Consider the following 20,578-nt stretch of genomic DNA (forward strand, 5'->3'; position numbering starts at 1 on the left):
CCAGTTGTTAGTTATGTCTAACAATTGGGGTACAGTTCATTAAAAAGGCGGCCATGATACAGTTCACGTCAATGAATGATAAATATTTAAAGCATACCTGGAGAGCATCCTTATCAAGCACAACCTCAACTAAACCGTCGCTTTTCGTAAAATAATCCTCCACCTCGTGTTATTTACTAACCCAGTTTTCGATCCGCGCCCTTCTGCAAGCCTGCCAGATTCAAAACGCCTTGGTCCGCCAGCGCAAGCGCCATTTTGTAAAAAGCGCGCGTGCGAAGCTTCGTATACGTATCCTTGCTGACCGGCGGGTCCAGTACATAGTTGTAAACCTTGTAATCAAACACATCGTCATCCTTTAAATAACGCTCACGGATGAGCAGCTGTTCGCGTTCATTCAAGCGACTGACTACAACATCTACCATTTCGCAATAGGCCAGGCGGGCGGCAGGAGCATCTACATTATATACGGCTGTCCGGGCTGTCGGATCGCTGGTCACATTCGTTGGACCGTTCGGTCGATCCGTATAGCCAGCCGTGATAAAGCTTTCCCGGTCCATAAAGGTTATCGTTTTATAGATCCGGTACTTCTCAAATACGCCCTCCAATGCATTCTGCGTTTTGCGACGATCCAATTCGGGTAAGTTATTTTTCATGTACAGCAGCACTCCTTATCTTATGCCTTTTGACAATGATGTAATTTTTAGCGATCACAACTTTTTTGTTTACATTTTGTTCGTATTTTGTTCGCATCTTGAGTATAACATAGCATTATTTAGAATTTCTATCCATCGTCAAAAAAAGCGGTATGCTCCCAAAAACAGGATGTTCGCTTTATTTTTCTATGCCTTTTGGCATATTACGTGCTTTTGCTCTTTACCTAATGGTATAATGGGACCAATCTATGATTCTATTGCAGAAGGGAGCCTCCTTTGTGGAACAGCCAGCATTTGGAACCTACTTAAAGCAACAGCGTGAGCAAAAGCAATGGAGCATTAACCAATTGGCAGATGCCGCAGGCATTAGTAATTCACAAATTTCCCGCATTGAAAACGGGCTGCGTGGAGTCCCCAAGCCCTCTACTCTCCGCAAAATAGCGGACGCACTCGACGTATCCTATACCGAAATGATGAAGGTCGCCGGGTATTGGGAAGACGACGATTCAATAGAGCAGCATTCACACGAACCCTATCGTTCTACTGTGCCGGATTGGGCAACCTCCAAGGACCGCCGGGATTTCAAAAAAATGCTGGAGGAAGACGACGAATTAATGTTCGACGGCATTCCGCTGGATGAGACTGACCGTCAACGGATCAAGGATGTGTTAACAGGTCTGTTCTGGGAAGCCAAGCAAATGAACAAGCACAAGAAGCCCCAAGAGCCCCGGGCGGGCAAAGATCAAGGATAGCAGGTGATCGTATGAAAGAACTCATTCACAAACTCGTCCGAAAATACCGTACCAACTGCCCTTTTGATATTGCAAAAGCGCTGGGTATCCATATCCGTTATTGCGATCTGGGTTCCACCACCAAAGGGCTGTATTACCACAAGCTGCGCAGAAAATTTATCGTCATCCACGATGGCCTTACACCGGAATGGAAACGGTTTGTTTGCGCGCATGAATTGGGGCATGACCGACTGCATAAAGGCATCAGCCGCTTTTTTATAGAAGAGCATTCCTACTTTTCTCCGGGAAAATTCGAGCAGCAGGCCAACCGTTTTGCCGTACTTTTGTTGAGCGAGGGAAAACCTCCACGGGCTGACGAAACACTGGAGCACTATTTGCCCCGGATTGGGCTGCCCAAAGAGACTGCTCTTTTTTTTGACCATAAAATAGAACATTAGCTCTTATTTCAATAGCTTGGATTTTTACAAAATTCAATTCCCGACCCTTAAATCTAGTCACTGCTTATTACTTCCTCCTCAATATAGGTAATTTGACGACGGCTTTAACAACCGATATATCAAAAAATATTAGTGCTTTAATATAAAATAGAAGTTATTTTTACAATCATCTGATAAAATGTGGACGTAAGCGGTTGCTCTAATTCATTCATTTTATTAGGAGGTTGAAGGAACAACATGAATTCATGGAAAAAACTTTCGTCACTCTTGACGACCGCCGCGCTTCTGTTCGGATGTCTTGGTACAGCGGCAGCGGACCCGGCAGCCAATGCGGGAACAGCGAATGAGGCGGCGGCTCCAGTCAGTGGCAAGCACATCACCATCCTACATACGAATGATACCCATGCCCACGTGGTCGCAAACGACAAGGAAATGGGCTTCGCCAAGCTGGCAGGCATCATCGACCAATATCGCGCTTCCAATCCCAATACATTGCTGCTGGATGACGGGGATACCATTCATGGAACGACCTTCGCTACGTTGGTCAACGGTGAGAGTATCGTGAAAGTGATCAACAAGCTGCGCTATGATGCAATGGTTCCGGGCAACCATGAGTTTAATTATGGCTGGAAGCATTTGGTTGAGCTAAGCAAGGAGATTCAGTTCCCCATGCTGAGCGCCAATATTAAGCAAACGGACGGAACACGATTGTTCAAACCGTATGTTATAAAGGAAGTGGATGGCGTTAAAATCGGCATTATCGGTCTGACTACACCTGAAACAGCCTATAAGACCAATCCCAAAAATGTGGAGGGAATTCAGTTCACCGATCCTGCGGCTGAAGCCAAAGCAGCTGTAGACGAAATCCGCAGCAAAGTGGATGTCGTCGTGGTTCTTGGTCATTTGGGACAGGATGCATCCAGCAAGGACACCAGCCTCAAGGTCGTTAAAGAAGTGCCCGGCATTGATATTTTCATCGATGGACACAGCCATACTGTACTCGAAAAAGGGCTGGTCGGTGACAACGGTACGTTGATCGCCAGCGCAGGTGAATATACCAAGTATCTGGGTGTTGTGGACCTATGGGTCGATGGTGGTAAGGTTACCCAAAAGCAAGCCAAGCTGATTGACTCGGCTCAGGCAGCGGGCGTTCAGCCCAACGCTGATATTGCTGCATTGATCGCCTCCATCCAAAAAGACCAGGAACCTATTCTTAAAGAGGTTGTAACTCAAACGAGTGTGGATCTGGAAGGAGCTCGCGAAAAGGTGCGTGCGGGTGAAACGAATCTCGGTGATCTGCTCACCGATGCGATGCGTGATGTTACGGGAGCAGACGCAGCTTTAACCAACGGCGGCGGCATCCGGGCTTCCATCAAGGCGGGAACGGTAACCAAGGGAGACATCATCACCGTGCTGCCTTTCGGAAATCAGATTGTTACCCTGAAAGTGAAAGGCTCTGACATCCAGGCAGCGCTTGAGAATGGCACAGCCGCCTATCCGGAGCCAAGCGGAGGTTTTCCGCAGGTATCAGGCATCTCGTTTAAAATAGACACATCCGCAGCCAAAGGAAGCCGCGTTCATTCTGTTCTGATCGACGGCAAGGCGCTTGATCCTGAGGCGACGTACACATTGGCCACCAATGACTTTACTGCTGTAGGCGGTGACCAATATACGATGTTTGCTAAATATCCGCAGGCAGGTATGTTCGGATCGCTGGACGAGGCGTTAATCCGCTATATGCAGAAGATTGGCTCCGCCAGCCTGCAAGCACAAGCAGACGGCCGCATCCAAGAGGCCAAGGCAGACGGGAATGCCTCCGTCCCGGCCACACAGCCTGCACCAACTGCAACACCAGCACCCGTGCAGGAAAAACCACCAGCTGTCTCTACTCCGGCTGCCAAACCAGCACCAGCAAAACCAGCACCAGTGAAATCGGTGCCCGCAAAAACTCCAACAGCCAAACCGCAGCAAGCATCAGCTTCTGCCCAAGCTGCAAATAGCCATGTGTATGTTGTGAAATCCGGGGACACGTTATATGACATTTCCCGCAAACACGGTACCACCTGGCAACAGCTTCAAAAGCTGAACAAGTTGAAAAATCCTCACCGCATTTATCCGGGGCAAAAGTTGAACCTCCCGGCCTAATTCAATAGTTTGTCAGAAGATTTGAAGTATGCGATAGTCCAGGCTCATTTGGACATCGCATATTTTTTTTAAAAGCGAACCTTTTAACCGCTGACAAGTTGTAGGCCGAGAGGTATGATGGAGAAGAGCCATTCGGGCAGAGAACGTTCATCCCGGTGTCTATCGGGACCAGTCAGGTGTGTGGAAGGAGTCCAAATATGCAATACATTATTTATGATCTTGAATTTACTGTTAGCCGTAACGCCAGATATTCCTCTGAAATCATTGATATCGGTGCTGTCAAGGTCGTTCAGGGAGACGATGGTCTATACGTTGCAGATACGTTTCACAGTTTTGTAAGACCCTCAAATCGACCTGTACTGTCTACAGATACCGTTCAGTTCACGGGCATTACTCAACGAGATATCGATGCCGCTCCACTCTTTCCCGAAGCTGTGAAGCAATTTGTTGCCTGGCTCGGTACGGATTCATCCTATTATTTGTGTGCATGGGGACCGGATGACCGCCAAAAGCTGGTATCCCATTGTCGTACCCATCATGTAGATCTTGGATGGATTCATAATACGAATGATATACAGAAGCCAATCTCCCGTCTGTTTGGCTCAGGCGGCAAATATCGTCAATTGAGTCTGTCTCAGGCGCTGGAATTGTGCCACATTGACTTTGACGGTCAGCAGCACCGTGCACTGGATGATGCCATAAACACCGCTCAGGTTTTTATGCACCTTTTTGATCGCATTACATTAGTAAATAACGCTGCTGACGATGAGGAAAGCCGAGGCTCAAAGCTCGTATATTCCTCACCGGAGGAAGAACAGGAGCATTACAGCCCATTTGGCAATCTCGCCAACCTGTTTAAGGACCATTAAGCGGATAGCTCCCCGGCCCGTTCCGGGGGATCTCCCCCTGTTATTCTTAATTTCCCGCCTTTTTATCGTAATAAAATGCCCCCCAGGTCCGCAGCATTTCCTGCATCCGCTTACGATACCGCAAAGGCTCCAGAATCTCAGCCTCTGCTCCATACGAGGTGAGCCAATCCAGAAATTCACGGTCATGATTGACCGTCACCTCAAACAACAAGCTTCCATCCGGCAAATCCTTGAGCAAAGGCTTGATGAACAATTCCTCTTCCTTGACCCGATATACAGATCCGGCAGAAAATCGCACCACAAAGCGAATGTTTTGATTTCCCTTGGTAACCGACCAGGTCCCTTTAAAAAACATTTCCATCTCCGTCGTATTTTTTTGAAACGTATACGGCAGAATTCTCATATTCCGAAAGCGGCTGATTCGAAAGGTTCTCATGGCAGATTGCTTGTGACAAAAACCAAGCATATAAAACCGCCGATCCTGCGGCACCAAACAATAAGGATCTACCTGAACCAGTGACACATCTTCATTTTGAGGTGAGCTGTATTCCGCTTCAATGGTCTGCTGCGTTAGACTTGCCAAAACAATCAGCCTGAGCAGATAGGGCTGGTTTTCCCGATCAAGTGTCGAGCCGAGCCGAATGATATTTTTCATCTCCTGCGCGAAGCTCGTCTGGTCTATCTTTTTTTTCTGACTAGAGGCCATCACCTTCTCATAAGCACTTTCAAAAGCCGGCGGCAAAAGAGGCTTCACCGTTTCCATAATATCTCCCAGCTTGCCAAAAGCCTCTGCCTCTTCTTCCGTCCAATTCAGAGGATACAAAGCAAAATTGCTGATAAAAATGTACCCTTTGCCATGCCCCATATTCGTAATTGGAATATGCATAGCACTAAGCGCCTCCATATCCCGGTAGATGGTACGTTCTGATGTTTCACAACGTTCCGCAAGCTCTCTTGCCAATATCCCCGGATTGGCCTGAACAATAGTAATAATCCGCATTAAACGTATTAAACGATCAGTCAAGGAAGTCTCTCCTTTACAAAAAGATAGTAAATTAGACTCACTACGTTACACAAACAAACTAGCATAATCACCTATTCCAAAGTGTTAGTTTCGTCAAACGAAACATTTTCTGCCGATATAGATTGATCGAATAGGCCTTTAGAACTATAGGAAGCAAATGATACAAAAGTCTCATCCCATTTATTGCGTATGGCTAGAAGTAACTCTGCTTCCTTCATGTAATCCATATCATCGGTTCTTGCTGCACGTATTAGTAATTCGTCTGCTTGTCTGTTAAGAATAAACGCACCTCGCTCATGCTCACCCTTCTCGTACATACGCAATGCCTTTTTTACAATCGTAGACGTCTCATTCAGCTTTATGTATTTTTCCACCATCGGATGGGGTGGAACGCTCAGCAGACCCAGATGATGCGTGTAATTGATGTATATCTGGTCCGTCCGGATCAGCGTTCGCTTTTCCTGAGATGGCTTGCGCCAGCTCCACTCCATCAATCCAATGGTATGTCTCCCAGATGAGTGAGCCGGTATAGAGAACGTCAAAACAGCCTGTCTATATTTTCCCCGCCGCACATCTCCACAGTGAATCAACATGCAATCTCCGTCTTCTGAGCGTTTGAAACCGAGTCTCACTCCTTCGACTTTTAGTAGACTTACCCCGTTTTCTGGGATGAACCGGAGTTGAAGGTCACATCCCACCGTTTTCGGTACTAGGTTCCCTTTTCTTTTACGGATAGCTCCATAGCCCCATTCTATCAGCAGATTTACTTGTTCGGCCCCACTCGCAGATATAGACTCTTTGTCCCATGTGTATGTTACATTAACCATTGACTTTACCACTGGTAATTTCCCCCTAAAAGAACATGTAACTCTAAATTAACAGTGTTATCTGACACTATATTGTCAGGGAACATACGTTTGCTTGTGAAAATTATACATAGCAATCTTTATGAAAGGGGACCTGCTTCGAAAAATAACAATTTAACCCATTCAAATTGCATAAAAACGCAAAAATAGCCCGACTTTTGCCGGGCTACATTATAGGCTGGTTCCATATTACAAACTTACGAATTTGGAGGTTCTGTTAATGAAACGTTCGTTTTTGTGCAAATATCGGATATTGGCGCAAAAGTAATACTATCCACTATGAGTTCTTTCGATAATGGCTTTCCATTGACCGTGATTTTTAGAATTTTATAATCTTGCTCTCTCTTGTTCATCTTTCATTTCTCCTTCTATATCTTTCTTCCTATATTTTCAGTTCTGATGTTCGATTTAAGCGCGATCATTTATTGAAGGTTTCGGGTACACACGGCGGGAAAAATATCGGAAGGCAGATGCTTCCTTGATATCCCCTTTTTGCGGTACACTTAAACTTATATATCGACTTTTTTGGATAATTTTTTTCCCGTAATTATCGTCCGTTTATTCTAAAATCTGCATCCTAATCATTATTCTGTACGTAACCATGAGATATGGGTAATGATGTGTACCATCTAACATCTTGGTGTATCAGAAGGGGGAACAACTCTTGGCACGACAAACTTGCCGTATTGCTTTCTATCGCCGTGTTGTCTGCGCTGTTATTGCACTGCTCTTTATTTTTGGGTTAACTCGTGCGCCCGGAGCGCAGGCCGCCTATTGGGACGATGTATACCAAGGCTTTGAGCAATTTTCCCGGCTGCCCGGCGATGTATATCAGCTCAAGGAAGGCTACCGACAAACACAGGAAGATCTGCAAAAGGCCCGCAGCAGTATAGAAGCCTATCAAGAGCAAAACGCACAGCTGCTGGAGCAAAATCGCAAGCTGACCGACACAGTTACTGAGCTGAAAAATCTTCAAACCCAGCGCGATCAGGCTTCACACCGAAATAAGATACTTTTGATCACGGCTGTAATCCTGCTGGCTGGTTATTTTGTAGGTATCCGCCTGCTGCGTTACGGGATGCGTCGACGTTCGGGAAGATACTAGATACTAACTGCCTGAAAGGAAGAAACGTCTGAATGGACATACAAGCAGGGCAATACCATGATGAAAGCGTCGGTTCGGTTGTAACGCTCAATCTGGCGGAGGGGGAAAAGCTGCATGTTCTGCATCCGCAGCAAATTATCGCTTACCGTGGCCCCAGTTCAGGCCGCAGTGACAAGCTGATGAATATCAAAGGCATGTACCGCAAGCACAAGCTGATTCAGGCCGATTTTACAGGGGCTTGTCGTCTGATTGCCGCACTTCCGCCCGGCTTTAGCCTCAAAATGATTGAGCTTGAAGGAGGCGATGATCTGCTATACGATTTTCGCAACCTGTTCTGGTACAGCTCTGGGATCCATATGCGTACCAAGCTGCTGAGCATGAAAAACATGCTGTTCAGCCGCGATGTTATTAAAATGAAATTTGACGGTGTGGGTCAAATTGGTCTTTTGACTCAGGGTTTGGTATGCCAGGAGCAGCTTCATCCGACAGAGCCGATATATGTCGATGCGAGCAGCGTCATCGCCTATCCCGAAAACGCCAAACTGGAGCTGACCGTGTACGGCAACCATCTGGCCAGCCAGCATATGAACTATCATTTTAAAATGACTGGACAGGGTTCCGTGCTTTTTCACGCCGGGGAGCATCATCGACGTCTCCAGCAGGATATGAACGACGATGGCGTGATCAAACGATTTTTAAGGGAAGTTATTCCCTTTGGCGGAGTGTTTATCAAATAGCCCTGCCATGCTATAATGGCAATGCTATCTGTATAGCAGCCGGTCCACGTGGCCGGCATTATAATGAAGAAAATCCATGCATCATGCATGGGAGAGGTTCGCGAACTCCCTCTATAAAAAACTAACGATGCTTTGTCCTCCGTATGAAAAATGAACTCGCGGGGCAAGGCCTGTTTTTTGTTGAAGTCGGTTCAAGAACTCTCCTTCTTCCAAGTGACAAGACGCTGTGTCTTACACCATTCCAAGAAGATCGAGAGGTTTTTTTATGTTTGCAAACGAAAAAGCGGTCGTCGTATTCAGCGGCGGTCAAGACAGCACCACCTGTTTATTTTGGGCGAAAAAGCATTTTGCCGAAGTAGAAACCGTAACCTTCGATTACGGTCAACGTCACAAGCAGGAAATCGAAGTAGCCGCCGGAATTGCTCACAAGCTGGGTGTTCCGCAAACGGTGCTGGATATGAGCCTGCTCAATCAACTAGCCCCTAATGCCCTCACACGCACCGACATTGACATTACGCAAGAGGAAGGCGAACTGCCTAGTACATTCGTAGACGGTCGCAATCTGCTGTTCCTGAGCTTCGCAGCAGTGCTCGCCAAGCAAAAAGGAGCGCGCCACATCATTACTGGCGTTTGCGAGACGGATTTCAGTGGTTATCCTGATTGCCGGGATTCTTTTATCAAATCGCTGAACGTCACACTCAACCTTTCGATGGACTATCCCTTTGTGATTCATACCCCGCTCATGTGGTTGAATAAGGCTGAAACCTGGAAAATGGCCGATGAACTGGGAGCTTTTGAATTTGTAAGAACCCGTACACTAACGTGCTATAACGGCGTCATTGGCGATGGCTGTGGCGAATGCCCTGCCTGCAAACTTCGCCGTGCCGGGCTGGAGCAGTATCTTGCGGTTCGCGGAGCTTCGTCCCAAGGAGCTGAAGGCCATGCGTGAACCGGGTATCTTTCATATTGTCGACAAGCTCCAGCAGTTCGGGACAGACATTGAACACGCTCAGCTGCGCTATCACCGCAAACGCGTACTAGTCAGCAAACAATTTACGTTTGATGCAGCACATCATTTGCACTGCTATGAAGGCAAATGCAAAAATCTGCACGGACATACCTATATCGTCGTTTTTGGTATAAGCGGCATACCGGGCGAGACGGGTCTAACGATGGATTTTGGAGACATTAAAACGATCTGGAAAGAACGAATCGAGCCTTATCTGGATCACCGTTACCTGAATGAGACCCTGCCCCCGATGAATACAACTGCGGAAAATATGGTCGTCTGGATCTTTGAGCAAATGGAGTCCGCCCTGACCTCGGATGCATACCGCTCCCGCGTGGAGGGTGGGCGTACCGAATTTGTGCGGCTGTTTGAGACACCTACCAGCTACGCCGAATTCAGACGGGAGTGGATGCTGGATGAATAATCATACTGTGACAGCTCATCAAACAACAACGCCCTCTCATGTGACCCAAACAGCTCCCATCCCCGTACTGGAGGTGTTTGGTCCCACCGTTCAGGGAGAGGGCATGGTCATAGGACGTAAAACGATGTTTGTTCGCACCGCAGGCTGCGATTACCATTGCTCGTGGTGCGATTCCGCCTTTACTTGGGACGGCAGCGCCAAGGATCAAATCCGTCGTCTGAGTGCCGCAGATATCTGGCAGGAGCTGAAGGCCATCGGCGGCGAACGCTTTTCGCATGTGACCCTTTCGGGAGGCAACCCGGCTCTGCTGCCACAGCTTGGGGAGCTGGTCGCCCTGCTGCGCAGTCAAGGCATTGCCACCGCCGTTGAAACGCAAGGCTCCCGTTGGCAGGATTGGCTGTACGATATCGACGAAGTAACCTTGTCCCCCAAGCCGCCCAGCTCGGGCATGACGACCAACTGGGACGTGCTGGATGATATCGTCGGCCGTCTGTCGAATCGGAAAAGGAATGATTGGAAGACGGTCGGAGAGTCCATGTCCGCGGCACACGTCTCAACCGCAGCATGCACGGAGGAAGCTGCTAATGAATCAGTGAGATTCTACCATGGAGCATGCAGCTTGAAGGTCGTCATATTCGATAATACAGATCTAGTATATGCACGCACCGTTCACGAGCGCTATCCACATGTACCACTGTTTCTCCAGACCGGTAACCCAGATGTGAACACGGAGAACACGGAACAGATTGCGGAATCCCTATTGCATCGTTATGAATGGCTTATCGACCGTGTCATGGACGATTCCCGACTAAACGACGTAAGAGTACTCCCGCAGCTCCACACCCTTGTATGGGGCAATAAACGCGGCGTATAGCACTTAAATGTAATATATTCCGTATGGGCCTGTAGGTGATACACAGACACGCCAAATTCGTCGAGTACACCTCCGACATCTAAGTTACAGAACAAGAGAAAGCCTCGTCCGTGAGGACGGGTTTTCTCACAAAATTTCGCTCCTTAAATATAAGGAGCGAACACTATTCACTTCTGCCCCACCCCACATATAAACGAGTAGGGACTTTAGGGTGGTTAACGGCGGTCGGCAGCGGAGCGGAGGATTTGAAGCTGGAGAAGCGTTAGCGTTCGCCTTTGAAATGGGATTCTAACCTATACATCTTTCAACTATCAGAAAGAATCCCATTTCAACAGCGATCGGAAGCTCAAATCCTCCGCGGAGCGACCTCCTAACCGAACCTTCACCACCATAACTCCCATCTCGTTTACCCAACTAATCTTAAGGAGTCTAACCCAACATGACCGGAAGAAAACCTGAAGAAATGACCGACGTTACCCTGCTTGGCAATCAAGGCACACAATACACCTTTGCCTATGATCCCGCCATTCTTGAAAGCTTTGATAATAAACACCCATACCGCGATTATTTTGTAAAATTCAATTGCCCGGAGTTCACCAGCCTGTGCCCGATTACAGGACAGCCTGATTTTGCAACTATCTACATCAGCTACATTCCCGATATTAAAATGGTAGAAAGTAAATCCCTCAAGCTGTACCTGTTCAGCTTCCGCAACCACGGCGATTTCCATGAAGACTGCGTCAACATCATCATGAATGACCTGATCAAGCTGATGGACCCGCGTTATATCGAAGTGTGGGGCAAGTTCACGCCGCGCGGCGGCATCTCCATAGACCCCTATACGAACTACGGCAAACCGGGAACCAAGTATGAGCAAATGGCTGAGCATCGCATGATGAATCATGATATGTACCCGGAGACGGTGGATAACCGATAAGCTCATAGCTCTCCTGACACAGCGTAAAAATACCAAGGGGCTGTCCTGTAAAAGTCTTAAAATGACTCAGGGACAGCCCCTTGGTATTTGCGAAGGGGAGGATGGCTCTATATCAAATTTTGATTTTTTGTATTCATAAGGTGTTTTACCCATAACTTCCTTAAAAGCTTTTCTAAAAGATTTCTCGTTTGGAAAGCCGGCCTCGTAAGAAATTTCTGTAAGTGACTTATTGGTTGTTTCCAATAAATCGATCGCCTTTTCCAAACAAAGAATTTGCTTGTACTCCGTAAACGTCTGACCTGTATATTCATGAAACATTCTCGACAAATAGGCCTCCGAATAACCGCATATTCGAGCCGTTTTGGCCAGGCTGATATTTTCATTATAATGCTCTTTAATAAAATCCATGATTGTCTTGATCTTTCGCTGCTTTTCACTAAATACCTCCGGTGGTATGCCTGTTGCCTGACTAAAATGATTAACGAGCAAATATTTAAGCTCAATAATTCGGCTTTGCTCTAAAATATAGTCGTATTTGCCTTGGGAGATATGTAGCTCATATATATCCATAAACAACCCTCTTAATTTAGAGAGTATAGGTTCTTCAACTTGTTTCTCTTGCGTGTTTAAATGTATGATTACTTGTTCATTGGCAAAAAAAGTGTCTGGAAATTGCAATACAACGACTTGGTTTTCCGTAATGCTCTGTGTGGAATGCGGCACATTGCTATTAATGAACAATGCATCCTTCTCCAGCAAAATGGTTATTTTCCCTTCATGCCACACCTTTAGACTTCCACTTGTACAGTAGATTAACTCCATATTGCTGTGAAAATGCATGGGGATGACTCTTTCTGTATCTGTTGATTGAAACATAAAGAGATTAATCATTTTTCTTCTGTCTATTTCAATATGCTCATATATTTTTTTCATACGACACCTCATCAACCAGCTATGAGTAATCAACAGTACCTATGTTAAGTCAGAAACTCTAATACTCATACTATACCGATAGTAAAATGCCCAGACAAGCTGAAATCTATTCAGCTGACCAAGACAAAAAAGGCAGTTCCTCTCGCAAACGGAGTAATGAACAGCCTTTCCATGCCTGCTTCCCGGTCTTTACACCTGCAACTTCGCTCTTACTCTACACCTTCCTGAAGCTGATAAATCCTAACTTCTCCTTCATTGTCTCCTGCTTCAAGCAGCACACTGCGTTGTTCCGTATCCTCTAAGAAATAACGCAGAGAAAACACTTCCTCGCCTTCGTTCACAAAGATCTCCAGACTTGAGCTTTCAATGAATATTTGCATTTCTGCAAGTCTATTCGTTAATGTTGCTTTTCTGTACTCCCTCTGGTTCGTCAACCAGTTGGTTCTCCATACGGTTAGACTGTTTTGTTCCGAATTATAGTCAATTTGCACAGCGTCTCTTAATATCATTTTGAAGTTTTCTGTAAGCATCGAAAAATGAACAATGAATTCCGCCTGCAAGGAAGGCAGCAGCCACCCACCACCTTTTTGAATATTCCCCTTGTAATGCATATCGTCCAGTCTTAACAATTGTAATTCCGGCAATGGTTTCTGGTATAGCGCACCGTTAATCAGCACTATTTCTCTAGGAAGAGTCAGCGCATGAATCCAGCCTTCCTGAATGGTCGGAACAGCCCTCTCCGTTTCTTCATTCATAGCGCTCATCCACCCGAACATAATGATTCTGTCATTCACCTTAAACGATTGTGGCGCGTAAAAATCAAATCCTCGGTCAAGCTCTTGAAAATCGGCAAGCTTCCCGTTGAATTTTCCTGTCTCCGATAAGTTTCCAACCATATATCCCGATTGATTAGGATTTTTATAATATTCGCCTGCCTCCGGTAACCCCTGAGGAGAAAAAACAAAAACATCATTTTCCGCAAAATTCAGTATATCCGGGCATTCCCACATATATCCAAATTCATGCTCATGCTCAAAAAATGATCCTTGGCATTCCCAATCAGACAAATCAGTAGATTTGTAGACAAGCGTATCTCCAGTCAAATCCTCTCTTTGAGCGCCAACGATCAGCCACCAGACCCCGTCCCGGTCTCTCCATACTTTCGGATCTCGGACATGCCTGGTATAACCCTGGGGATGTTCAAACAAAGGGCCGATTTTTTGAAAATACTCGCCATCCTCCGAAATGGCTGCGCATTGATAGCTTTCTTTTATTCCATCATCCCTGATTACATTTCCTGTGTAAAACAGATACAGCTGTTCATTATGGACTATGGCCCCGCCGGAATAAATGCCGTCCTTGTCATACCATTCCGAAGGCTCCAGCGCGACACTTTTCCTTTGCCAGTGTACCAGATCACTCGAAACAACATGGCCCCAGCATTTATGCTTATGCTCTGTTCCTTTTGGATTCCACTGATAGAACACATGGTATTGATGATTGAAAAAGGCAAGTCCATTAGGATCATTTAATAGCCCGTAAGGAGGGGTAATATGATATTTAAGATTATAACTGTCACTTTTATTCATGTTTATCCTCCGGTAAAAAAATAAAACTAAAGCTCAGCAAAATTTCCTGTGAGCTTGAACCGATATAAACCTCAAATTCACCGGGCTCACTCTTGTATTCCATGTCACGTCCATAAAATTTAAGCATGTCTTCATGAATTGAAAATTCAACAATTTTGGTCTCGCCACTTTGTAAAAAAACCTTTTTAAAGTCTTTTAATTCTTTAACTGGCCTTGCAACACTAGCAAATTTATCGCGAATATATAATTGGATCGTTTCTTTCCCATCATAAGTTCCAGTGTTGGATACAGATATACGGATATCCACTGACTCATTTGTTTTCATTTCTTTTGGGCTGACTGTTAATAGACTGTATTCAAATGAAGTATAGGATTTACCATAGCCAAACGGATACAACGGTTCGTTCACTTCATCTATATATCGGGACGCAAATCGATAAGAGCCATTTTCCTTTAGGTTCGGTCTGCCTGTATTCAACTCATTGTAGTACACCGGAATTTGACCGACGCTGCGTGGAAAGGTCATCGCTAATTTCCCCGACGGATTTACTTCCCCATACAATACATTGGCCAGCGCTTCTCCACCCATCGTTCCCGGATACCAGGCCTGAACAATGGCGTCAACTTTCTCAGCAACATCAGTAAGGATCAAAGGTCTTCCACTATATACGATCAGAACGATCTGTTTGCCCAATACACTTAATTCATGAAGCAGTTTCAATTGCGGCTCCGGAAGCGTCGGGTTCGTCCGCGATCCTCCTTCTCCACTCTGATAAACACTTTCTCCCAAGGCAAGGACAATGACTTCTGCTTCGTTAGCATTCCGGATCGCTTCGTGCAGCAGAACTTCCTCTTCGACCGTTTCAGCAGCCAGCTTGTCTGCATATTTACCGAGGGCCTCCCTTGCAGCAAGAGGCAGCAGATAAGCCCCTCTGCACACCGAGAGATTGTCGGGATCAACATGCTTTAACAGCCCTGTTTTCAAATTAACGGTATCCGCCTCATCCCCCTTAATGGCCCACATACCCAGGGTGGAGTTTTCTTCTGCATAAGGACCGATTAAAGCTACCTTGGTATCCTTTGAAAACGGCAATACATCATTTTCATTTTTCAGTAGAACAACGGATTCTTCTGCCAAGGACAACGCGGCTTTTTTATGTTCATCTGACAGAATGCTGCTTGTTGAAAGTTTAACGATTTCATGTAATCCGCGGAACGGGTCCTCAAACAGCCCCAAATCATTTTTCAGCTTTAAGACACGGTGTACAGCTTCATTCAAAAGCTCCAGCATGTGGTCGTTACCAGATACTACATCCTTCAATTGATTAGCGTATACTGCCGTCTTCATATCCACATCCACACCCGCCAACAATGCCAGCCTTGCGGCGGAAGCCTCGTCTTCGGCATAACCATGCATGATCAGTTCTTCTATAGCAGCGTAATCCGAGATCAACACACCGTCAAAATTCATTTCCCGTCTTAGCACATCTCGGTTAAGCCATTCGTTTCCAGTCGCCGGGATACCATTCAAGGTATTAAAAGCCGTCATGACGAGCTTTGCACCCGCTTCTATTGCAGCTTGATAGCCGGGTAAATAATATTCCCGCAACGCATGCTCCGACATATCTACGGCATTGTATTCACGTCCAGCGACAGACGCTCCATAAGCGGCAAAATGCTTAACGCAAGCGGCAATTTTATTGGCCGGCACGGCTGTACTCTCCGAATCCCTTCCCTGGATTCCCAAAACCACGCTTTGCGCATATTTCTTCGCCAGCAATGTATCTTCTCCAGGGGATTCCATCACCCGCCCCCAACGGGGATCTCTAACGATATCTACCATGGGGGAAAAGGTCACGTGAACACCTTCCTCGTAGCATTCCCGAGCAGCAATCGACGCCGCATGTTCTATCCCCTCATAGTTCCAACTGCAAGCTTGTGCAATTGGAATCGGGAAGATGGTTCGATACCCATAGATAATATCTGCCATGAACAGCAATGGAATTTTATGAACCGATTTTTCCAAATAGTCCGTTTGCAGGCGAATAATTTTTTCCGGATTGGTAATGTTCAATATAGATCCGGTGTTATAAACATTGTAACTGGCGCTTAACCCTAATTTTTTGAGAGGACCCGTCACAACCGTATCCATATCGCCTTCAAAAAAATCACCGGTTAGTTGGATGAGCTGGCCAATCTTCTCTTCTATTGAAAGGCTGTTCAATTTATCAAGCAGTGTTTTGTTGTCCATGATTCTCTCCACCAAATTTTATTTGTTCTCTATTTTTTCTTTAAACCCAAAGATCCATGTCAATGCAAATGCTACACCAAAACCGATTAAACAAACTAAAATATACAGAAAAATCTGATTATTCAGATACAATAACAATCCAGGGATGGCTGTAATCGACATGCCCGTTGCTTGAACATTAAAGATACGTGCGAAAAATCCGCCAACCGCTCCCCCAATCAAGCCCATCATGAATGGTTTGCCGTATCGAATGTTCACCCCGAAGATAGCCGGTTCTGTAATGCCCAACAATGCAGACAAGGCAGAAGGGTAGGCAATAGATTTGGTTTTTAATCTTCTCGATTTGAGGCCGACAGCCAGCGCAGCACCCGCTTGTGCACAAATCGACGCCGAACTGATCGGGTTGACCATATTCCAGCCGCTATCCACCAGCATCTGTATTTCTATCAGGTTCAAAGCATGGTGCATTCCAGTAACAACAATAATCTGATTAATGCCACCATAAATAAACCCGCCAATGCCAAACGGCAATTTCAAAATAGCTGTAACTCCCGCTAATATTAAAACTTCCACCTCATGGAAGATGGGACCGATCACGAACAAGCCCAGTACCAGTGTGAGCAACAATGTCAGAAATGGTGTCAGAATCAAGTCCAATGCTTCGGGAACGGATTTCCTGATTCTCTTCTCCAGCATCGCCCCCACGATCCCTATAATGAACGCCGGCAGAACCGAGCCCTGATAGCCTGCAATTTTAATGAATCCCAAAAATAAAAGGGGCTCCTTAACATGTTGAGCGACATCCCAGGATGTAGGCAAGGAAGGACTCACCAGCATTAATCCGAGCAATATTCCCAAGATAGGCGACCCGCCGAATACTCTGAATGCCGACCAGCACACCAGCACGGGTAAAAATGCAAAAGCGGTATCGGTCAGTATCTGCGTAAATAATATAAAATTCGCAGAGATTTGATCCGGTGTAAGTCCAAACAGCTGAAGCAATGCAGGCTGAGTGAGCAAGCCCCTAACTCCCATAAACAATCCTGTAGCTACCAATGCAGGTATAATGGGAACGAATACATCCCCGAAAACCCGGATCATTCTTTTGAAAAAGTTGTCATCTTGCGTTGAAGCCTTCTCTTTCAGCTCTGCCTTGGATGTAGCAGATACGTTTTGGCCGACCATCGCTTCATAAACTTTATTTACGGTACCGGTTCCAAAAATAATTTGATATTGCCCGGATGTAAAGAATACCCCCTTGGCCTTATCAATATTCTCAATAAACTCATCATCAATAATGTCCCTGTCTTTTACAATCATTCTCAGCCGTGTGGCACAATGTGCCATGGAAATAATATTGTCTTCTCCGCCAAGCCCTTTAATTACATCCTGGGCTATTTTAACGTATTCTTTTTCAAGACTCATCAGTCTCTTCCTTTCCTCTGTTCCTCTTAGTTAGTCTAAACAATTAAAACTTTGGCCAATATGCTTCTTAAGAATATCATGACTGCGCTTTCAAACAGCGCGATTATTTTACTACATTAAGGTCAAATTTTGACCTTTTTATACCTTGGTTATAAATATCGGCTCAGATACTGGAACAACAGCTGGGAGCGTGTCTCTATTCGCTTCTGGAAACCAGCCCACATCATGAAACAGCAAAATGCACCTCCAGAATGAGCACCGGATAACCTCATGGTTGATCCGGTGTATTTTTTTGCGCACATGTAGGGCGTACAGAATGCCCATCCATAGCAGTCGTTTCATGTTGAACTCCTTTGATACCTAGAATGATAGCTCCAGCACTTGAAAGCCGTAGCCTTCAATGGAGATATTTCCCTCCAGAAATTCACCGCTAATCAGCTCATTTCCTTTTTGGTCACCCAGATGAACATGTTGTACCTGGGCGTTATGATTCAGGATGAATAGATACGATTTTCCGTCCTTGGAACGTACAGTAGCTTCTACACCCGCAGGAGCACGCAGCAGGGATGCAATCCCTTTTTCCTCACAAATATAATCCAGCAGGCCATCCAGGAAAGACTCCTCAGGGTCTGAGGCGACATACCAGGCCTCACCTTGACCTAAACGATTACGTGTCAGCACCGGCATACCTTGGTAGAAATCATCGCCATATTCGGCCAGCACCTCGGCACCTTCGCTGTGCAGCAGGTCACAGAGCATGCCGCATTGATATTCTCCCTGCAATGCACCCACCTTTTCTTTCATGATGATACGATTGTTTGATTCCGGCAAAAGCGCGTCAATTTCTTCTACCCAAATCCCGAGCAGCTTACGCAGCTTGCCCGGATATCCTCCGGTTGTGACCAGATCGTTTTCATTGACGATGCCGCTGAAAAAGGTGGTAACAAAGGTGCCGCCGCGCTCCGTAAATTGTTCCAGCTTCTCAGCAGTGCCCGGCTTGACCATGTAGAGTACAGGCGCGATAATGAGATCATATTTCTGGAAATCCGTTTCTACGGAAATCAGGTCTACCTGCACGTTGCGCCGGAAAAGGGCCGCATAATACTTATGCACCTGATCGACGTAGTTCAATGCGACAGAGGGCCCGCTTGATTTTTCCAATGCCCACCAATTATCCCAATCGAATAAAATGGCTACTTTGGCATCGACGGTCGCGTCAAGGAACCTGTCTCCTAATGCTCCAAGCTCGCTGCCAAGTTGAGCCACCTCGCGGAATACACGTGTGTTTTCATGGCTGACATGCTCAATCACAGCTCCGTGAAATTTCTCACAAGCACCGATCGAGCGGCGAAGCTGGAAGAACATGACCGTGTCCGCGCCATGCGCTACCGCTTGGTAACTCCATAGCCGCATGATCCCGGGCCGCTTGAGTGAATTATATGCCTGCCAATTTTGCTGGCTCGGTGTTTGTTCCATGAGCATAAAGGGCTGCCCATCCTTCAGACCGCGCATCAGATCGTGTGCCATCGCGGTATAGCTTACGGGGGTATTAGCCCGCGGATAGCTGTCCCAAGACACAATATCCATGTGTTTAGCCCATTTGAAGTAGTCCAGCTGCTTGAAAAAGCCCATCAGATTGGTCGTTACCACAGCATGGGGGATGCGCTTTTTGATTGCGTTATATTCCAGCAAATAGCAATCGAGCATACCGTCTGAATTGAAACGCGCATAATCGAGGGAAATCCCCTGAAAGGTGGAGTGATTTTCGCCCCAATGCTCGCTCAGATTGTTTGGAGGCACAATTTCATCCCAGTCATAGAAGGTGTGTCCCCAGAAGGAGGTATTCCACACCCGGTTTAGTTCATCCAGCGTACCGTATTTTTGCTTAAGCCACACCCGGAATGCGGAGGCGCAGTTGTCGCAATAGCAATCTCCGCCATATTCATTGGACACGTGCCATACGAGAACCGCGGGATGATCCTTGTATCGCTCCGCCAGCCGGTCAGCCATATGCTCGGCGTATTTGCGATAGGTCGGGCTGTTCGGACAGGAATTGTGGCGCCCGCCGAATTTCCGCTTGCGTCCGTCAGCATCGACCCGAAGAATGTCCGGATAACGGGTAGCCATCCAGGCAGGATGGGCCGCAGTGCTGGTAGCAAGACAAACGAAGATACCGTTTTCATAAAGGCTATCAATCAATTGATCCAGCCATTCAAAATGATATGTGATTTCGTCCGACTGAATTTTGGCCCATGAGAATACGTTGATTGTGGCGATATCAATCCCTGCCAGCCTGAACATCCGTAAATCCTCCTGATGTGTGGCCTTGTCCCATTGCTCGGGATTGTAATCTCCACCATAAAATACTTTAGGAAGTTTGCCACTTATCATGCTAATCACCTCTATATATAAGAATAATCCTATCTTATAATACAGAGATCTGCTTTTATATATAATAAAATGAACTTGGATATAACAATATGGAACTATAGGGGAAGTACATACACGCATGCACTGGAGGTGTTCTTTTATGATTTTGACTCCCCAT

At 46.2% G+C, this 20,578-nt stretch carries 20 protein-coding genes and 1 riboswitch; of the genes, 10 read left to right on the forward strand and 10 right to left on the reverse strand.

Annotation, left to right across the window (positions count from 1 at the left end; all coding sequences use genetic code 11):
• Positions 1-176: 176 nt before the first annotated feature.
• On the reverse strand, positions 177-653 hold the full coding sequence (locus tag KQI_RS0126195; RefSeq protein WP_010349875.1) for an ArpU family phage packaging/lysis transcriptional regulator: 477 nt from the start codon (positions 651-653) through the stop codon (positions 177-179).
• 278 nt (positions 654-931) lie between these two features.
• Here KQI_RS0126195 and KQI_RS0126200 point away from each other — a divergent pair, with 278 nt between their 5' ends.
• The 4 genes from KQI_RS0126200 (at position 932) to KQI_RS0126215 (ending at position 4,856) form a co-directional block, all read left to right on the forward strand.
• Positions 932-1,405, forward strand: coding sequence for a helix-turn-helix domain-containing protein (locus KQI_RS0126200; RefSeq protein ID WP_029390352.1), 474 nt, complete (start codon positions 932-934; stop codon positions 1,403-1,405).
• 11 nt (positions 1,406-1,416) lie between these two features.
• A complete protein-coding gene (locus KQI_RS0126205) occupies positions 1,417-1,842 on the forward strand; it encodes an ImmA/IrrE family metallo-endopeptidase (RefSeq protein ID WP_010349877.1) in 426 nt (141 codons plus the stop codon).
• A gap of 237 nt (positions 1,843-2,079) precedes the next feature.
• Positions 2,080-3,987, forward strand: coding sequence for a 5'-nucleotidase C-terminal domain-containing protein (locus KQI_RS0126210; protein ID WP_010349878.1), 1,908 nt, complete (start codon positions 2,080-2,082; stop codon positions 3,985-3,987).
• Between the two features lie 197 nt (positions 3,988-4,184).
• Complete coding sequence (locus tag KQI_RS0126215; protein ID WP_010349879.1) at positions 4,185-4,856, forward strand: 3'-5' exonuclease; 672 nt, start codon at positions 4,185-4,187, stop codon at positions 4,854-4,856.
• 46 nt (positions 4,857-4,902) lie between these two features.
• On the opposite strand, the gene KQI_RS0126220 is transcribed toward KQI_RS0126215, so the two are convergent.
• The 3 genes from KQI_RS0126220 to KQI_RS29060 form a co-directional block, all read right to left on the reverse strand.
• Complete coding sequence (locus tag KQI_RS0126220; protein WP_010349880.1) at positions 4,903-5,880, reverse strand: helix-turn-helix transcriptional regulator; 978 nt, start codon at positions 5,878-5,880, stop codon at positions 4,903-4,905.
• A 71-nt stretch (positions 5,881-5,951) separates the two neighbouring features.
• Positions 5,952-6,719 (reverse strand): hypothetical protein, encoded by a 768-nt coding sequence (locus KQI_RS0126225; protein ID WP_010349881.1) that lies wholly within the window; start codon positions 6,717-6,719, stop codon positions 5,952-5,954.
• A gap of 224 nt (positions 6,720-6,943) precedes the next feature.
• Positions 6,944-7,099, reverse strand: coding sequence for a hypothetical protein (locus KQI_RS29060; RefSeq protein ID WP_010349882.1), 156 nt, complete (start codon positions 7,097-7,099; stop codon positions 6,944-6,946).
• A 311-nt stretch (positions 7,100-7,410) separates the two neighbouring features.
• Between KQI_RS29060 and KQI_RS0126235 the strand changes: the two genes are divergently transcribed.
• The 6 genes from KQI_RS0126235 (at position 7,411) to queF (ending at position 11,832) form a co-directional block, all read left to right on the forward strand.
• Positions 7,411-7,851, forward strand: a complete 441-nt coding sequence (locus KQI_RS0126235; protein ID WP_010349883.1) for a hypothetical protein — start codon at positions 7,411-7,413, stop codon at positions 7,849-7,851.
• 32 nt (positions 7,852-7,883) lie between these two features.
• Entirely contained in the window at positions 7,884-8,588 is a 705-nt protein-coding gene (locus KQI_RS0126240) for an AIM24 family protein (protein WP_010349884.1), read from the forward strand.
• 87 nt (positions 8,589-8,675) lie between these two features.
• Positions 8,676-8,719: riboswitch (PreQ1 riboswitch) on the forward strand.
• Positions 8,720-8,853: 134 nt separating this feature from the next.
• Positions 8,854-9,537, forward strand: coding sequence for a 7-cyano-7-deazaguanine synthase QueC (queC, locus tag KQI_RS0126245; protein ID WP_010349885.1), 684 nt, complete (start codon positions 8,854-8,856; stop codon positions 9,535-9,537).
• Positions 9,530-10,021, forward strand: a complete 492-nt coding sequence (queD, locus tag KQI_RS0126250; RefSeq protein WP_010349886.1) for a 6-carboxytetrahydropterin synthase QueD — start codon at positions 9,530-9,532, stop codon at positions 10,019-10,021. Before queC ends, queD begins: the two co-directional genes overlap by 8 nt.
• Complete coding sequence (gene queE, locus KQI_RS0126255) at positions 10,014-10,895, forward strand: 7-carboxy-7-deazaguanine synthase QueE (RefSeq protein ID WP_010349888.1); 882 nt, start codon at positions 10,014-10,016, stop codon at positions 10,893-10,895. Before queD ends, queE begins: the two co-directional genes overlap by 8 nt.
• Positions 10,896-11,334: 439 nt before the next feature.
• Complete coding sequence (gene queF / locus KQI_RS0126260; protein ID WP_007429143.1) at positions 11,335-11,832, forward strand: preQ(1) synthase; 498 nt, start codon at positions 11,335-11,337, stop codon at positions 11,830-11,832.
• 66 nt (positions 11,833-11,898) lie between these two features.
• Here queF and KQI_RS0126265 read toward each other — a convergent pair whose 3' ends face one another.
• From KQI_RS0126265 to KQI_RS0126290, 6 genes are all read right to left on the reverse strand, one after another.
• On the reverse strand, positions 11,899-12,765 hold the full coding sequence (locus KQI_RS0126265) for a helix-turn-helix domain-containing protein (RefSeq protein WP_010349889.1): 867 nt from the start codon (positions 12,763-12,765) through the stop codon (positions 11,899-11,901).
• A gap of 209 nt (positions 12,766-12,974) precedes the next feature.
• Entirely contained in the window at positions 12,975-14,354 is a 1,380-nt protein-coding gene (locus tag KQI_RS0126270; RefSeq protein ID WP_010349890.1) for a glycoside hydrolase family 32 protein, read from the reverse strand.
• Complete coding sequence (bglX, locus tag KQI_RS0126275; RefSeq protein WP_010349891.1) at positions 14,347-16,605, reverse strand: beta-glucosidase BglX; 2,259 nt, start codon at positions 16,603-16,605, stop codon at positions 14,347-14,349. Before bglX ends, KQI_RS0126270 begins: the two co-directional genes overlap by 8 nt.
• Before the next feature lie 18 nt (positions 16,606-16,623).
• Positions 16,624-18,030: a sucrose-specific PTS transporter subunit IIBC gene (locus KQI_RS0126280; RefSeq protein WP_010349892.1), complete on the reverse strand. Its 1,407-nt coding sequence runs from the start codon at positions 18,028-18,030 to the stop codon at positions 16,624-16,626.
• A 138-nt stretch (positions 18,031-18,168) separates the two neighbouring features.
• Positions 18,169-18,372 (reverse strand): hypothetical protein, encoded by a 204-nt coding sequence (locus KQI_RS0126285; protein WP_010349893.1) that lies wholly within the window; start codon positions 18,370-18,372, stop codon positions 18,169-18,171.
• A gap of 18 nt (positions 18,373-18,390) precedes the next feature.
• Positions 18,391-20,421, reverse strand: a complete 2,031-nt coding sequence (locus KQI_RS0126290) for a beta-galactosidase (protein WP_010349894.1) — start codon at positions 20,419-20,421, stop codon at positions 18,391-18,393.
• Positions 20,422-20,578 lie beyond the last annotated feature (157 nt).

This window comes from Paenibacillus peoriae KCTC 3763 (genome assembly GCF_000236805.1).
Lineage (GTDB): Bacteria > Bacillota > Bacilli > Paenibacillales > Paenibacillaceae > Paenibacillus > Paenibacillus peoriae.

Coding starts and splice junctions, on each gene's coding strand:
- KQI_RS0126195 (WP_010349875.1), bottom strand. CDS start 653: ATGAAAAATAACTTACCCGAATTGGATCGTCGCAAAACGCAGAATGCA.
- KQI_RS0126205 (WP_010349877.1), top strand. CDS start 1,417: ATGAAAGAACTCATTCACAAACTCGTCCGAAAATACCGTACCAACTGC.
- KQI_RS0126210 (WP_010349878.1), top strand. CDS start 2,080: ATGAATTCATGGAAAAAACTTTCGTCACTCTTGACGACCGCCGCGCTT.
- KQI_RS0126215 (WP_010349879.1), top strand. CDS start 4,185: ATGCAATACATTATTTATGATCTTGAATTTACTGTTAGCCGTAACGCC.
- KQI_RS29060 (WP_010349882.1), bottom strand. CDS start 7,099: ATGAACAAGAGAGAGCAAGATTATAAAATTCTAAAAATCACGGTCAAT.
- KQI_RS0126240 (WP_010349884.1), top strand. CDS start 7,884: ATGGACATACAAGCAGGGCAATACCATGATGAAAGCGTCGGTTCGGTT.
- queC (WP_010349885.1), top strand. CDS start 8,854: ATGTTTGCAAACGAAAAAGCGGTCGTCGTATTCAGCGGCGGTCAAGAC.
- queD (WP_010349886.1), top strand. CDS start 9,530: ATGCGTGAACCGGGTATCTTTCATATTGTCGACAAGCTCCAGCAGTTC.
- queE (WP_010349888.1), top strand. CDS start 10,014: ATGAATAATCATACTGTGACAGCTCATCAAACAACAACGCCCTCTCAT.
- queF (WP_007429143.1), top strand. CDS start 11,335: ATGACCGGAAGAAAACCTGAAGAAATGACCGACGTTACCCTGCTTGGC.
- KQI_RS0126265 (WP_010349889.1), bottom strand. CDS start 12,765: ATGAAAAAAATATATGAGCATATTGAAATAGACAGAAGAAAAATGATT.
- KQI_RS0126270 (WP_010349890.1), bottom strand. CDS start 14,354: ATGAATAAAAGTGACAGTTATAATCTTAAATATCATATTACCCCTCCT.
- bglX (WP_010349891.1), bottom strand. CDS start 16,605: ATGGACAACAAAACACTGCTTGATAAATTGAACAGCCTTTCAATAGAA.
- KQI_RS0126280 (WP_010349892.1), bottom strand. CDS start 18,030: ATGAGTCTTGAAAAAGAATACGTTAAAATAGCCCAGGATGTAATTAAA.
- KQI_RS0126285 (WP_010349893.1), bottom strand. CDS start 18,372: ATGAAACGACTGCTATGGATGGGCATTCTGTACGCCCTACATGTGCGC.
- KQI_RS0126290 (WP_010349894.1), bottom strand. CDS start 20,421: ATGATAAGTGGCAAACTTCCTAAAGTATTTTATGGTGGAGATTACAAT.